Source organism: Polaromonas sp., assembly GCF_029945685.1.
In the GTDB taxonomy this organism is placed as follows: domain Bacteria; phylum Pseudomonadota; class Gammaproteobacteria; order Burkholderiales; family Burkholderiaceae_C; genus Polaromonas.
Genome location: NZ_JAQSDA010000020.1, coordinates 70,072 through 84,648, shown reverse-complemented (window position 1 = coordinate 84,648; position 14,577 = coordinate 70,072). Strand labels below are relative to the sequence as shown.

The 14,577-nt window shown below is 57.4% G+C and carries 16 protein-coding genes; 11 read left to right on the top strand and 5 right to left on the bottom strand.

Annotation, left to right across the window (positions count from 1 at the left end; all coding sequences use genetic code 11):
* Positions 1-287: 287 nt before the first annotated feature.
* The 4 genes from PSV26_RS22680 to PSV26_RS11990 all read right to left on the bottom strand — a co-directional run bounded on the left by PSV26_RS22680 (position 288) and on the right by PSV26_RS11990 (position 4,114).
* A complete protein-coding gene (locus PSV26_RS22680) occupies positions 288-1,214 on the bottom strand; it encodes a VC1465 family Xer recombination activation factor (protein WP_366946007.1) in 927 nt (308 codons plus the stop codon).
* A 418-nt stretch (positions 1,215-1,632) separates the two neighbouring features.
* Positions 1,633-2,463, bottom strand: a complete 831-nt coding sequence (locus PSV26_RS22675; RefSeq protein WP_366946011.1) for a VC1465 family Xer recombination activation factor — start codon at positions 2,461-2,463, stop codon at positions 1,633-1,635.
* 471 nt (positions 2,464-2,934) lie between these two features.
* The gene (locus PSV26_RS11995) at positions 2,935-3,450 is read right to left on the bottom strand and encodes a helix-turn-helix transcriptional regulator (RefSeq protein ID WP_300571027.1); all 516 of its coding nucleotides are present in this window, start codon (positions 3,448-3,450) and stop codon (positions 2,935-2,937) included.
* Positions 3,451-3,808: 358 nt separating this feature from the next.
* A complete protein-coding gene (locus PSV26_RS11990; RefSeq protein WP_300571024.1) occupies positions 3,809-4,114 on the bottom strand; it encodes a helix-turn-helix transcriptional regulator in 306 nt (101 codons plus the stop codon).
* Positions 4,115-4,167: 53 nt separating this feature from the next.
* Between PSV26_RS11990 and PSV26_RS11985 the strand changes: the two genes are divergently transcribed.
* The 7 genes from PSV26_RS11985 to PSV26_RS11960 all read left to right on the top strand — a co-directional run bounded on the left by PSV26_RS11985 (position 4,168) and on the right by PSV26_RS11960 (position 8,997).
* A complete protein-coding gene (locus tag PSV26_RS11985) occupies positions 4,168-4,638 on the top strand; it encodes a hypothetical protein (RefSeq protein ID WP_300571021.1) in 471 nt (156 codons plus the stop codon).
* Between the two features lie 560 nt (positions 4,639-5,198).
* Positions 5,199-5,792 (top strand): hypothetical protein, encoded by a 594-nt coding sequence (locus tag PSV26_RS11980; RefSeq protein WP_300571019.1) that lies wholly within the window; start codon positions 5,199-5,201, stop codon positions 5,790-5,792.
* Between the two features lie 25 nt (positions 5,793-5,817).
* Positions 5,818-6,192 carry a DUF2384 domain-containing protein gene (locus PSV26_RS11975; RefSeq protein ID WP_300571017.1) on the top strand — a complete coding sequence of 125 codons (375 nt, stop codon included), beginning with the start codon at positions 5,818-5,820 and terminating at the stop codon, positions 6,190-6,192.
* A 27-nt stretch (positions 6,193-6,219) separates the two neighbouring features.
* On the top strand, positions 6,220-6,963 hold the full coding sequence (locus PSV26_RS11970) for a hypothetical protein (protein WP_300571014.1): 744 nt from the start codon (positions 6,220-6,222) through the stop codon (positions 6,961-6,963).
* Between the two features lie 60 nt (positions 6,964-7,023).
* Positions 7,024-7,836 carry a hypothetical protein gene (locus PSV26_RS11965; RefSeq protein WP_300571011.1) on the top strand — a complete coding sequence of 271 codons (813 nt, stop codon included), beginning with the start codon at positions 7,024-7,026 and terminating at the stop codon, positions 7,834-7,836.
* A 72-nt stretch (positions 7,837-7,908) separates the two neighbouring features.
* The gene (locus tag PSV26_RS22670) at positions 7,909-8,205 is read left to right on the top strand and encodes a competence protein CoiA family protein (RefSeq protein ID WP_366946006.1); all 297 of its coding nucleotides are present in this window, start codon (positions 7,909-7,911) and stop codon (positions 8,203-8,205) included.
* Complete coding sequence (locus tag PSV26_RS11960; RefSeq protein ID WP_300571008.1) at positions 8,206-8,997, top strand: hypothetical protein; 792 nt, start codon at positions 8,206-8,208, stop codon at positions 8,995-8,997.
* A gap of 92 nt (positions 8,998-9,089) precedes the next feature.
* On the opposite strand, the gene PSV26_RS11955 is transcribed toward PSV26_RS11960, so the two are convergent.
* Positions 9,090-10,037, bottom strand: coding sequence for a WYL domain-containing protein (locus PSV26_RS11955; RefSeq protein WP_300571005.1), 948 nt, complete (start codon positions 10,035-10,037; stop codon positions 9,090-9,092).
* Between the two features lie 171 nt (positions 10,038-10,208).
* Between PSV26_RS11955 and PSV26_RS11950 the strand changes: the two genes are divergently transcribed.
* Genes PSV26_RS11950 through PSV26_RS11935 form a run of 4 tightly spaced genes read left to right on the top strand, consistent with a single transcriptional unit; the run spans position 10,209 to position 14,565 of the window.
* Entirely contained in the window at positions 10,209-11,255 is a 1,047-nt protein-coding gene (locus tag PSV26_RS11950) for a CBASS cGAMP-activated phospholipase (protein ID WP_300571002.1), read from the top strand.
* Positions 11,256-11,257: 2 nt separating this feature from the next.
* Positions 11,258-12,427: a CBASS cGAMP synthase gene (locus PSV26_RS11945; protein WP_300570999.1), complete on the top strand. Its 1,170-nt coding sequence runs from the start codon at positions 11,258-11,260 to the stop codon at positions 12,425-12,427.
* 39 nt (positions 12,428-12,466) lie between these two features.
* A complete protein-coding gene (locus tag PSV26_RS11940; protein WP_300570996.1) occupies positions 12,467-14,104 on the top strand; it encodes a ThiF family adenylyltransferase in 1,638 nt (545 codons plus the stop codon).
* Positions 14,101-14,565 (top strand): Mov34/MPN/PAD-1 family protein, encoded by a 465-nt coding sequence (locus PSV26_RS11935; protein WP_300570993.1) that lies wholly within the window; start codon positions 14,101-14,103, stop codon positions 14,563-14,565. The genes PSV26_RS11940 and PSV26_RS11935 overlap by 4 nt, the downstream gene beginning before the upstream one ends.
* Positions 14,566-14,577 lie beyond the last annotated feature (12 nt).

The following is a 14,577-nucleotide window of genomic DNA, read 5'->3' as shown; positions in this document are numbered from 1 at the left end:
AGGCTGGGCGGCGTGCGTTGGATACGGGGTCAGCTTCGCTTCGCTTCCATGGGGGCACGCCCCCATACCCCGAAGGCCGCCGAGGCGAACGCGTGGAGCCATTGGAGGCCAGCCAAGAGGCGTAGATGCGGTCTGTGAAGGCGCTCATACGATGGCCCTCACGAGCAGGGCGCACAGGCGCAGCGGCAGGCAGCGAAGGGGCAGCGGGAGCCAGCGGGCCTCATTGGCCAGCCGCGCCGACCAACGCACAGCAGGAGCCAGCCAGCGGACCCGATCCATGGCCCGCCTCATGCCGCACCCCTCAGAGGGTCAGGAGCCGGGGTTAGCGGCCTTCCACGCCTCAAGCTCGACGCGGTAGTTGTGAAGCTCGATGGGTCGAGCCTTGGGGCCGGGGTGCTTGGGCTTGGGAGCTGGAAGGGGCCTTGCAAACTCACGGCGTAACTGGGCCACTTGCTCCCCTGGAGAGATTTGCGGCTGTGGTGCAGGGGCCACAGACTGGACGGCAGCAGGGGGGTCTGAGGGGGTCTGAGGCCCTCGGAGATAGGCGTCCAAGGCGACACCGACGAGGGAATTGAGGCTAATTCCGACCCGCTCGCAGTAGGCGCGGGCGAGGGAATCGAGGGCAGGAGAGAGTCGGATATTTGTGGCCATGGTGCCATTGTCGCACCACTCTCGCACCACTTACCGTCATTTACCCCCGTGTTACTCGGGGGGGTAGCTAATTCGGGTGCGGGACCGGGCGCGACCGCGTCGTCCCTTGCGGCTCGCGCCTCCTGTCCAGGCACCTGATTCAACGATACGGCGTATGAGGCGTCCATGCAAGCCGTTTGTGCCTCCCGGTAGAGCTGGCCGAACCCCTGAGCCTGACGAACCAGTAGCGACCACCACGAGCCATCCTTGCCCGAGATGGTCCGACCCTCAGGCGTGACCAACTGGCCCCGGCTGAAGTGCCAGCCGGCCCACGAGTCGCCCGGAAGCTCCATGTAGCGCAGCAGCCGCAGCAGCTTCAAAACGCTGTAAGGCACTTCATGGCGACCGCTCAGCCAGTTCTGTAAAGTGCGCAGGGAGACGTGCAGGAACTGCGCCGCCTCAGGGTGCTTGAGGCCCTGATCGGCCAGCAGCGCCCGGAAGCGCTTGGCATGTTCGGCGCGGTCTGAGGGGCACTGGCGGACCTTTTTCCGATTACGTTTAATGTTCCACGATGTATAGGTCATTGAGTACCTTTAGATTAATGCAGTTTCTTCATGAGTTGGGTAAATTTTTAGAGCGTGGCCGGGGACCGTCTTTCAGGGCGCGCCGGGCACTTTGGGAGCCCGTGCGAGGCCCCGTTCCGCGACCGGCTCAGAGGCTGGGCGGCGTGCGTTGGATACGGGGTCAGCTTCGCTTCGCTTCCATGGGGGCACGCCCCCATACCCCGAAGGCCGCCGAGGCGAACGCGTGGAGCCATTGGAGGCCAGCCAAGAGGCGTAGATGCGGTCTGTGAAGGCGCTCATACGATGGCCCTCACGAGCAGGGCGCACAGGCGCAGCGGCAGGCAGCGAAGGGGCAGCGGGAGCCAGCGGGCCTCATTGGCCAGCCGCGCCGACCAACGCACAGCAGGAGCCAGCCAGCGGACCCGATCCATGGCCCGCCTCATGCCGCACCCCTCAGAGGGTCAGGAGCCGGGGTTAGCGGCCTTCCACGCCTCAAGCTCGACGCGGTAGTTGTGAAGCTCGATGGGTCGAGCCTTGGGGCCGGGGTGCTTGGGCTTGGGAGCTGGAAGGGGCCTTGCAAACTCACGGCGTAACTGGGCCACTTGCTCCCCTGGAGAGATTTGCGGCTGTGGTGCAGGGGCCACAGACTGGACGGCAGCAGGGGGGTCTGAGGGGGTCTGAGGCCCTCGGAGATAGGCGTCCAAGGCGACACCGACGAGGGAATTGAGGCTAATTCCGACCCGCTCGCAGTAGGCGCGGGCGAGGGAATCGAGGGCAGGAGAGAGTCGGATATTTGTGGCCATGGTGCCATTGTCGCACCACTCTCGCACCACTTACCGTCATTTACCCCCGTGTTACTCGGGGGGGTAGCTAATTCGGGTGCGGGACCGGGCGCGACCGCGTCGTCCCTTGCGGCTCGCGCCTCCTGTCCAGGCACCTGATTCAACGATACGGCGTATGAGGCGTCCATGCAAGCCGTTTGTGCCTCCCGGTAGAGCTGGCCGAACCCCTGAGCCTGACGAACCAGTAGCGACCACCACGAGCCATCCTTGCCCGAGATGGTCCGACCCTCAGGCGTGACCAACTGGCCCCGGCTGAAGTGCCAGCCGGCCCACGAGTCGCCCGGAAGCTCCATGTAGCGCAGCAGCCGCAGCAGCTTCAAAACGCTGTAAGGCACTTCATGGCGACCGCTCAGCCAGTTCTGTAAAGTGCGCAGGGAGACGTGCAGGAACTGCGCCGCCTCAGGGTGCTTGAGGCCCTGATCGGCCAGCAGCGCCCGGAAGCGCTTGGCATGTTCGGCGCGGTCTGAGGGGCACTGGCGGACCTTTTTCCGATTACGTTTAATGTTCCACGATGTATATTATGTTAAATCAAAAATCCACAGATCCGGAGCCCGGTTACGGGCCGCACGACTACCCAAGCAAAGTTGTAGCTATTAATTAAGCAAAGTTGTAAACAACTTGCCAACCATTTCGGTTGGCTGAGTGGCCCGTTTCGGCGACTCCTGGCCACCGTTACTGCCGCATCGTCAACACCTGGCCAGCGCTGCTTACGTATGTCCGACAGATGGCCAAGGTCGCTGCCTAATCAACACCACCAAAACAACAAAACCCGCAGGTTACCCGCCGGTTCTTGTTGATCACCTCTTCATTGATTCAATAGGATATCAAGCTCTTCGCTCTTCTTCTAGGTTAGCTTGCGGAATTATGGCTGTCAATCCAGTTTGAAACCGCGGCTTGAACTAGGCCTGCGGGGTGACCCAGATGTCCCGGGTGCAGGCAATTACCACTGCCAGCTGACGCATTTTCTGCCAAGTTGCCCTGCGAGGCGCACCGCTTTGCAACTCCAATTCAGCAGCGGCCGCCGTCAGCACGCTCAACGGCGCCTCGTCCAGCACGGCCCGCAGTTGCGCAATGTGCTTGGGAGGAACGGTGCCGGTCATCAATGAGTGACGTAGTGTCTCAGGCGGTATCGGCTCGCCGTAGCTGATGCCGCCTGAACGTGCGGCCACTTCTAGCGCGCTGCCAGGTTGTTCATCTGATTTTGACCTGCGGACCCCTGTCACTCCCAGCCCGTAACCCAACACGTTAACCAGGCGCTCGGCGCGCGTGAGGCTTAGGTTGGCTAGCTTTCCGGCTTCAAGCGCGTTGATCGTGGAGCGCGATAACCCGGCCAGCTCTGCAAGACGCTCCTGGCTGAGACCCATTTCGGATCTCTGGCGTTTTACGATATCAGCGAGCTCACTAAGTATCGGCATGCTGGAACCTTAGCAGCTTATTTAGAAATTGTCGAATATATCCATCTTCTCTGTGATAAATATATTGAAAATCAGGAGGTTTGGCTGGTTGACTGAGCGCCCTGCTCACCCTCACCCTGCCCTTTGAGGTCACTTCACAGAGGATTACAGCGATAACGTAAACTTAGATGACGGTTTCAGATAAAAGTATGCCGCTTAGGTTTCAGCTGCGGCGCCAAAAGCCATGGACCTTCGAAGCGCGCGGATGAATGTCTAGGCAATCAAGGCCATCTATCAAGGCACGGATTGGCTCACTGCGGCCGAGGTCGGTACATCTCTAGGACAGTTCACTGGAAATACCGGCTGACTGCTGAGACTCTCAAATTTTTTCTCGCGCTAACAGGAGATGGAGTTCTTTCAACACTCCCTCCACAAGAGCATCCGCACTCCTAGGATGCTTGTGGTCAACATATGCGAGTGTTAACAGCGTTAACGGATGAACTTCCAAAACCTCCGCCAGGGCATCCACCTTGAGCAAAGTTGGACTTTTTAACCCTCTCTCCAGGCTGCTGACATAGGTCCTGCTGGAGACCAAGCTGAAGGCTTCCTGAGGTAGCCCACGAGCGGCACGCGTCAGCCTTAGTGCTTTTGAGAATTTATTCTGATGTTCTGCTTTGCGGACCATCCCGCTATTAGTAATTTTAGAGACCTATAGAGCTACAATCTATAGGTTTCATCTTGACTAATATGTTCGTCACCTACGAAGAACACCGCGCGCCATTTTTGAACCTTTTTGGGGATGATTTGACGCATTGGAGAACAGCGGAACTTGCCTTCCACCGGTTGTGGTTTCTGGTATCCCTCAGTCAGTTTGAGCCCCCAATCGACGGTGACTCCTTCGGGCTTAACCGGACGATGTTGATTTCCAAAATTGCAGATGTGGAAGAACTGGCTCAAATGGAGGCCACGACGAATCAACTTCAGCTGGACTCAGTGATGATCGTGACCCCAGGTCACGTCAACGGTACGAACCGATGGAAGATGGAACCTCTGCGGGCGGTATGGAGGGCTGAGGAACCATCGGCTCTTGGTCAAGTCGATATCTACGAGACAGCGGAGGGCGTGATGTATGTCGACTCAGTGCTGGACATTCCCCCCAAGCGGCTACGCAAAAAAATCCTCCGTTGCACTTTTCCTTTGCAGCAATAGCCAGACTTCGCCGAATTTGACATGCGTCCGGCGAAACGAAATTGAACCACCTGCCCTGCAGAGTACCTGGCAAAGGATGCGTTACTTGGCCATAGCCACCGCTTGTACGCGGGGCATTTGGTCGTAAACCCTATTGAACTTTAGATGCTTGGCTGACCGCAATAAGTCAGGTCTTTGCTCTTGCACTTCTCAACGTGCTGTATGAAAATACAGCTAAGGTGTCAGGGCCTCAACGGCACCTTCTTTGAATCATGGGGCCAGGAGTTCAGCATGAGCAAGAACAGCAAGCAAACCTCGCCCCACGTTGCCTCCGTCGCCGGCAAGGCGCTAGGCAGTTCGTCATCCAGCGCCGTCCAAAGATCGCTAGCCGGCTCCGCGCTGCGTCAGGCTGGTAGTTCAGCCCAGACCGGTGCCCAGACTGAGAGTCGAGCATCCCGGGCCTTGGACAATCCCAACTCGGCGCCGGTGACCAAAACTTTGGCGGGTAGCGTTGTATCGCAGTCCAACCGCCGGCGATAGTCCGCGGCATGCAGCGGAGAGAGCCAAACTTTCCGGGACTTATGACCACCGATCTCGTCATTTCCGTCGCAGAGGAACTGAGTGCAGGCGACCTAGAACAAGTGCGGGCCACCCTCTCCAACGTGGCTCCAGTCCTGGTAGACGGCCTTAAGGCTCACAAAGCGGAACAGGTGCAAAACCTGGTTCGCATCTTGGTCGGTGCTGCGGCGCCAAAAGCCATGGACCTTCGACGCGCCCGCATGAATGTCGAGGCAATCAAGGCCATCTATCGAGGCACGGATTGGCTCACTGCGACCGAGGTAGGTGTATCTCTCGGACAGTTCGCTGGAAGTACTCCAGTCAATCCGGCCGCAACCGTAAACCGCTGGAGGCGCAGTGGCGAAATTTTCGCCGTCAGGTATGAGGGGAAAAATCGGTACCCAAGATATGCCTTTGGAGCTGACTGGCGACCGGTGCCGGCAATCCGGATGGTGCTTAAGCTGTTCCCCAGAATCGATCCGTGGCGGCTGGCCGCCTGGTTTGAAAGCTCTTCATCCTATCTAGGCGGTAAAAAGCCTCGCGAGATCATCCAACAGGGCGGAGATCAGGAGGTGATTACCGCCGCGCAGGACTGTCACGTTCAGATGCTTCGTTGACAGCCGCCCTTCCCCGGAAATTGCCATGCCGCTACCGCTTTCTAAGTTCATCGAAGACCTGCAGGATCCGGAGCTTGCACCGATGATTTCGCCCGCTCGCTACATTAGCCCGCTGGAGATGGACGTCGAAACGCTGGCTCGAAATGCACGGGTATCCGTGAGCGCAATCACTAAAACCCCGGGCGCTGCCGCCATCCAAAGCCATTTGAGGGACAACCTTCGCGTCATCAAAGCCGCTTATGACATATCCGGTGGCAACCTGGCGAAATCACTTAGCTGGTTTCGAGCAGAGTCACTTCCAGCATTCGGTCAACGGACCGCAGAACAAGCGGTTTCAGCAGGCCGGGCAGATGACGTTATCCGCCTGATTGATTCTCTTCATGGTGGCGCTGCAGGCTAGCCCGTTCGATTGATATCAAAGAGTCTCATGTCAACATCAACCAGTGGTATCAAAAAAGATGAACTGCTGCTGGTTGTGGCTAGCTCTGCCGCGCTTGTGGCTGCTGGCCTGGACATACGCTTGATCGACGCTGTGCCCTGTCCACCCTCCTCCACCGGCGAAGCTGCAAACGCTGATATCGATTCCCCCAAAATCATGGTCGGACGCCTCAAGACACCGAGGGAGAGCATTGACGAAGCACGGTCGCAGCTAGTGAGCGTAAGTGAGGTATTGAAGGCAATTAGTCGAATGTCTAAGGAGGAGATTGCGGCAATCATCGAACAGCTCAATCCAGCAGTTGACGATCACGACCACGATCGCTTCAAGCATGAATATGGTGTTCTGACCATTGACGAGATGGCTGACCGGATGAAATGCACGCTCGAGGAGGTTCGCGAGCGAGAAGTTGCGGGCGATCTCTTCGCGGCCCTCACTCCCGGCCGAGCGGGTGATCCGCGCTACCCTAAGTTTCAGCTCAGTGAGCGCCTGGACAAGTCGCTGCTTAAACAGGTTATTCAGGAGTACCGCGATGCTGGCGTTTCCACCACGTTGCTCTGGAGTTTCCTGCGGAGCCGGCAAAAGGAATTTGTTGGCTTTACCCCAATGGAAATGATGCTGGGTGCTTCACCGCCTGGCTATGACGCGCTGACGTCTGAAGAGTGGTCCGCAGCTTTTCTAGATGTTGTGAGTGAAGAACTGTCTCGTGTCAGGTGGATCTGGGGTTCAGGCTAGCGATATCGGGACAGAACACATCACCTGAGCTCCCGTCCACGACCTCTCCAAATAAATATCATGTCCAACACACTCACAGAGCGAGTCGGCCTCAGCATCGGGAGGCATTTCGTCTCCCTTTCATGCTTGCAGTTCGTGCCCGGCAAACCCGACAAGCCTCATGTGTTCTCGGGATTCGTGATGGCAATTGCTGATCAATGGTTTTATGTGACAGCTGGGCACATTTTGCGCGCAGTACGCGCCGCTCTTAAGAGCGGCTCGACCTTTGACATCTGGCGATTGGGCGATCAGACGGCGGCTCGTGGTAAGTTCAATCACACCGCTATCCCTTTCGACTTCAACCTAGAGAGTTGGCTGGTTATCGAGGACGAGACGCTGGGCATCGACTATGCTGCAGTCCACCTTGGCACGCTCTACCGGTTGCAGCTTGAGGCGGGAAGTGTCGAAGCATTTGAAAAGGAAGCCTGGAGTGATCACATGGTGGCGTCCGATCACTGGGCGCTAGTTGGCATTCCTTCCGAGTCGGTATCGTATGACGGTAAAACCAATATCGGTGCCCGGTTCGTGTTGGCACCGTTGATCAAGGAAGACGCTCCGGAGCAAGCTGGGAAACGCGCTGAGAACCAGTTTTACGCTCGACTCGCCGAAGATTATGAAGGCGTTGTTAAGGACATCGACGGCATGAGCGGAGGGCCCGTTGTCAACCTTAAATATGGGGACGAAGCCGGGTGGCGGTATGGGCTAATTGGGGTCCAAAGCGCGTGGTACCCATCGATCCGAACGTTAGCGATCTGCCCGTTCTCTTCATTCGCTGCAGCACTCGAGCAAGCAGTATTGCCAGCCTTGGCTCGATCACGTACTTCGGTTGAATAGACCAGTACTCCTTAGAAATCCTTCGCCCTCCCCCCCAATGGCTATGCTCAGGTGTTTTGGGAAATTTAAGCAATGACTGAGCTTTTTGCAGGCATCACGACCGAAGGCGAAACGCGGTTCATCGGCGAGGTTGCACGGGGAGCCGCGTGCGGCTGCTTTTGTCCGTCCTGCAATAGTCCCTTGGTTGCCAAACATGGGGAAGTCAACGAGTGGCATTTCGGCCACCTGGCAATGCAGGAGCGGCCTGAATGCGAGGTCGGCGCTCATAACCTCCTTCGCCGGCTGGGCGTCCAGTTCCTCCACGACCTTCCCCAGCTCGACCTTCCACCCTACCGGCATGTGCTAACCAGGCAGGGGCGATTCGGGTAAATGCGCGAAGTCGCCGAGTGGCAATCCGAAGCGGTCAAGGTCACGGATTGGAACCTGGCTGCAGCCAGAGGGCAACCCATCGGGGTGCTGAGACTGCAGGATGGCTCCAACGTCGACATGTTCATTGACATCGGCAATCAACGGCCAAGCCATCAAAGCCACCTTAGTCACGGCAAGATCGTCTTCAATTGCCCGTTGCCGGACCCGGAATCGCTACGCACCCAGGACAAGGCAAGGGAGTGGCTGAGATATCAGGGAGAGTTTGTATGGATCTATCAGCCGGACGTAAATGGGTATGTAGCAAGCGCGAACCGGCGCCTGGTCGACCGATTCCAGCAAATGGAGGGTGCCCTACACCCGCTGGAGATTCGCGCCGTGGAAAGAGGAATGAAACTCCACCACAGCCGTCAACGGATGGGTGACGCTTATCTTGAGAGACAACAGGCTCAACTTGAGGCGCCATCCGCTCCCACGGTGCAGCCTGCGCAGCGGCGGGCCCACGAAATACCCTGGGCCGACCAGGTCAGGCCAATGTCAATGCTCTTCTTTTGGCGTCTGAAGTCCGGGGAGGCCTGGGTGATGTATGACCGAATTGATCACTTGCGATGCATCGCGCCATGGCCCGAAACCGTGGAGGGCTGGGACGAAGCTCTTCCTGAAACCGTTGGATTTCCCGACCTCGCGCTTGCTGCATACAAAGTCAAAGACTTGGCCAATGCCATGATCTGGATGAATGCCAGGGCTGCAACGTCGAGGAACACATCCAACATTGAAGAATTATTCAGGTACTAACGAAAAAAAATGAACTATGCAGAAATCATCAAACTGTCTGAATTTCCCATAAATCCGGGGCAAAGCGGACACCGTAGTTCATCAAGGCCAGTTCATGCGCCCATATTCCCACTGAATAATCGACCTTGTTGGCCTTCGACGCTGGCGCCTAGCATCTGTAGATATGGTTCGATCTCTTCTTCATTGAAAAGAACAATCTGCTGAACGGCAGGGACGCTTCGCTCATACATCAAGCCGAGTCGGATCAAGGTGTACAACAGCATGGCATGTCGACATTTGACTTCAAGTCTCCCGTCACTCATCGCGTAATCGAGCTCCAGTGCCCTTCTGCTGGCATGAGGAAGTGCGGGATGCGGAGTTAGCACGAGCGTGAGGATCGTGTGCCATTCCTGATCTTCTGCGACCGGTATAGCGCTCTGCTCTCCAACTTGAACGTTGCTAAGACGCGCAATCACAAAGTCACGGAATTTATTGCGTGTGTGGCAATAGGCTCGCACATGCCAACGTTGCCCATCATGAGCAATAGCGTGTGGCGACAGGATTCGGTGGGTCGCATCTTCTTTACCCATGGTCTGGTATTGCACATTGATCATCCGCCCCTCACGAACGGCTTTCAAGAGATGCATCAACAGAGTGCCATCAACCTCTCTGCCTGGCGTTGGGACCGTAGCCATGGGCGGAGTCCAGTTTACAAAGCACGACGCCGCCTCCATAGTGCCCGCCTCCAAGGCAAGCAACTCGTTGAGATAGGTCTTTGACGCACTTCGCTGGTAGATCGGGTGAAAGTACTCGGTCCTGATGTAGGCCTTCGCCTTTGGATCGTATTTGAGGTTGTCGGGGGCCGCTTCTGTGTACTTGGACAGGTCGAGCGATGCCTGCGGCAAAGATATCTTGAAGAACTCAACCAAGTCATTGCGATTCACGCGGCCTTCCCAGCGCAGCCGGAAGTCGATGAATTTGAGCCGTCGGTCCTGACTCCAGCTTAGGGGCTCGGGCGGGTCCCCTGGCGAGCCATATACCGACTCTAAATGTGTTTCCATACAGCCCTTTATAACAATAGTTATGATGGTCACATTAAATATGACCTAGAATATCGTTAGCTTAGCAAATTTGCGTATCAGTTGGTAGCGCTGGGCTTATGGAGGTTTTGTGGCAGTTATTGTTCAAAATTTTCGTTCGAGGCTGTCATTCGACCTAATAAAGAGGTCTTTATGACTAATTCGAGCCCGCCCAGAGCTGAAAGCGACCCTCAGCCCAAGAACAGCCGCTTTCAAATTTTGGCGCTGTCCGGCGGCGGCTACAGGGGTCTGTATACGGCCAAGATTCTGGCGGATCTAGAAGCTGAGATAGGGGGTATCCCGATCGGTCGGCGGTTTGACCTCATCACCGGAACCTCCATCGGCGGAATCCTTGCTCTCGCGATTGCCATGGAGATTCCTGCGCAACGCATGGTCGACCTCTTCGTCGAGCATGGCGAGGAGATCTTCAAAAAGCGCCGGTCCTTCTGGGGGGTATGGCGCGCGCCCTACTCGCCCGCTCCTCTCAATGGACTGCTTGCCGACAAAGAGGTATTCGGCGAGCAGTTGCTGGGCCAGTGCCAGCACCCCGTCATTGTCCCGTCGATCAATTACTCGACAGGCATGCCCGTGGTTTTCAAGACACCTCACCATCCCGATTTCAAACGCGATCATTTGCATCGTCTGGTCGACCTCGGCATGGCGACGAGTGCCGCGCCAGCCTACTTTCCTCGCCATTGCTTCGGCAACAACCAGTATGTTGACGGTGGGCTCTTTGCCAACGCACCAGGCTTGCTGGGAGTTCACGAAGCTCAAACTTTCTTTGCCCGCGATGTCAAGGACGTGTGGATGCTGTCAATCGGTACCCTGTCGTCCCGATTCACGGTTGATCCACACGCCAACCGGCGGGGTGGGACCATGGACTGGGGCGGCCTTAGCCCGGCAGAGACGCCAAAGCGGCTGTTTGGGTTGGCGATTTCGGTCCAGGAGTCACTGACCGATTTCATCGTCAAGCACATGCTCGGCGAACACTACGTCCATCTGGACGACGAATTGACGGATAGGCGGGCGGGCGCCGTAGCTCTCGACAAGGCCGACGCGGCAGCCCGCGAGGTCTTGCTTGGGTCGGGCGCGGAGCGTTCGAAGGCCGCTATCGGAAACTCGAAGATTCAGCAGTTCCTGTCCCACGCGCCGGCCCGCGCGATCTTTCACTACGGTGCAAATGCCACTTCAAAGGTGTAATCATGCTCAAGCTCAACAAGCTCTTGTATCTGTCGACCGACCGCCAAGTGTTCAGCGATGAAATCGAGCCCACGCCTGATCAGCGCAAGGTGCTGACGCAGGCGAAAAATGACATCCGGGACCATCTGCGGCCGCGCATCGCCGCGGCCACAGTTGCATTGCTGGGAATGCCGCGGCAAGTCGAACCGCGTTTTCGAACGCAAGGCTCGTGGTCGTACAAAACCTGCGTGCAGCCGCCCTGTATGCCGCCGCAGGAGATGGACTGGGACTTCGGCACCTACCTGCCCGTCGAGGTGTGGGAGGAAAAAGGGCCACCTCACGCGATGGCCAAAGCTTATTTCGAACTGGTCGAAGGCTTTCTTGAAGATCTGTGTGAAGAAAAAAACTGGACCTTGCTTCCCGGAAAGTCGACTTGCATTCGCATCAAAATTGCTCCGTGGGGCCATATCGACGTGCCGCTGTATGCTGCGCCCGCGGCGCAGTTCTCTCAGATCAAGGAGGCAAGGGCCAAGTCATGGAGCAACAGCGTCCATGACTCTATCGCGCTCGACGAAAGTTTTGAATTTGGCGAGCTTCCTCAGCAGGTTTGGGAAGACCTTGATTGCGTGATGCTGGCTACCCGGTCAGGTGAATGGATTCCCTCAGATCCAGAGCACGTGTCGCGCTGGTTCAACGACCGCGTCGTACAACACACTGAACAATTGCGCCGCATCTGTCGGTATGCCAAGGCATGGCGTGACTACCAGTGGCCCGATGGTGGAGGGCCGACGTCCGTCGCGATCATGATCGCTATAGCCCAGAAATTTGTCTCCCAGCCTGGGCGCGACGACGTTGCATTCGAAAATTCCATGCGCTCGTTTTCCGAATCCATCAAAACTGACATTCGGGAAGTTGGCATCGATCAAGGCAAGGAACCCTTCAATCGTTTGTCGCCTGAGGAGCGCGAGGATGTTTCGCGTAAAGCGGCAGCATGCGCGGTCGCTATCTTTCAGGCCAGAAACCGGCGTGACGACCAAAAGCTGCAGGCAGTCACCGAGATACGCGACCTCCTCGGGGACCGCATTCCTTCCGATGTAGACCTCGTGGATGTTGAAACCGAGGTCGCAGCTATCCTGGCGGTCGCGCCCAAGGCAGTGGTGCAGCCGGTCGTGCGGGCTACAAGCGCAGGGTGATCGCTGCCCATGCCCACGAATGAACGAATGGGCGGCGCCATGCGCGAACTTGCGGCCCGAGGCTTCGTCGACAGGGGCATGGTCAAAGGCTGGCGGCTATACAAGGGTAGCCTGACCACTTCGGCCGGAGACCTTCCCGTCGTGTTCTTCATCAAGGACTGGAATTTTATCAATTACCCGGAGATCCGGGTAACGGGTGGCTTGCAGAAATTCCCTCGCCTGCGTCCGCACCTGAGTAAGGATGGGGCACTGTGTTACTTCGCACCAGGAACCGTGGTGCTTGATCGATACGATCCGGCCACGGCGATCGCACAATGTCTGGAGCAGGCCCAGTCCGTTCTCGAAAAAGTCCTCAAGGACAAAGCGTACCTTTCCGGTGACGTTCAGAACGAATTCCTCGTGCATTGGGACAGGGAAGAGCCTCAACCTATCCGTGTTTACATGGGAAGCTCCGCACGCGGTGCGCAATCGGCGTCAATCGGCTTTCTGGAACAAGATAGCGAGAACCTGGGCATCATCGCCGACACGCTTGAAGACGCTGCGGTTCTGGCCAAGACCTTGGCTCTCGGCGCGTTGCGGCCCGGGGAGAACCGCTGCTGGATTTTTCGATCCACCCACTTACCACCGGTCCCGGTCCAGTTTCCCAGAACGGTAGCCCAATTGTTTGAGTGGCTTCGCGAGTGGGACCTCAAGATGTACCACGAGATTCAGCATTTTCTCGGAGAAAAAACCGCTTATGGCTTCAGAGGGTTGCTCATGGCCATCCATAGCCCAGTGGGATGGATTGGTTTCAGCTTCAACGTGGACAACGCGATGAAAGGTGCCACTCAGCCTTCCGAATACAAGCGGCGTCTGCACGATCATGGGAAGACTTTTGACATCCGCCGACTTTCGTTCACGGACATCAGTCCGGACTTCGTGCACAGCCGTAACCTGAATTTCCGGGATCTCAGTAGCAAGCGGATCACGCTGGCCGGATGCGGGGCGATCGGCTCCCACCTGGCCGCAGCGCTGATCAGGCTAGGAGCGGGTTCTGGCGGCGGCCTGTTGCGGCTCGTGGACTACGACATCCTAGGTCCGGAAAACCTGGGACGGCACTACCTTGGCTACGATGCGCTTGCCAAGCCAAAGGCCGACAAGCTGCGTAGTGAGCTGCTCCGGCAGTTTCCGCTTGCTAGCATCGAAGCCGTTAATGCGAGTGTGGTGAACTGCCCCTCCCTGCTCGCTGCGGACCTGATTGTTGATGCCACTGGCGAGGAAGCTGTGAGCGAGTATCTGAACGAAACCTGGCTTCGCAGCGGTAGGAACGTTCCAGTGTTGTACGTTTGGATCAAAGGCAACGGCGAATGCGTTCAGTGCTTGTGGACCGACAAGGAGGAACTGGCCTGCTTTCGATGCCTAAAGGAGGTCAACCCCGCCGTCCATCGGCAGGACCGCTTCCCGATCCTCAAGCGGCCGCCTGCCAGTAAAGTGCTCGGTTGCCACTCCTTTACACCGTATGCAGTGTCCGCGCCAATGCATGCGACGGCCCTTGCCGCGGACATCATCTGCGATTGGTTGAAGGGCAATCCCAGCCCACGGTTTCGGACCCGCAAGAGCGAAAACGCCGACCTGTTTATCGTTGAAAACCACAATCCACTGCGTCTGGCGGGCTGCCCGGCTTGCCTGACGTCATGATGCTGCAGCACCCGTTCATCCCCACGGCCCGGCTGCTCATTGACGATGCGGTCTTGGAAGCAGTGATGAGGAATCGCCAGCTGAAGAGCACCGACGCTGAATCAGGAGGAATTCTTCTAGGCCTCCGGCGTGACGACCATCTGCACGTGACGGATCTGACCACGCCCTACCCCGATGACAAGCGCTCTCGTACTAGCTTCCAGCGGAAGGATAAGGCGCACCAAGCCAGAGCCTTTCTCGCTTGGCGAGATTCCGGCGGCGTCGTGGACTATATCGGGGAGTGGCATTCCCATCCCGAACGACACCCGTCACCTTCGCCTATCGACAGCCGCGAATGGAACTCCATTTGCCTGTTTCAGCACAAGCCCATGGTGTTTCTGATCGCTGGAACGCTCGCGAGCCTGTGGCTGGGCGTCGGTGACACCAGTGATATCCGGCAGGCTATGCCGACTGTGGTTTAACGCCGGTTCGTA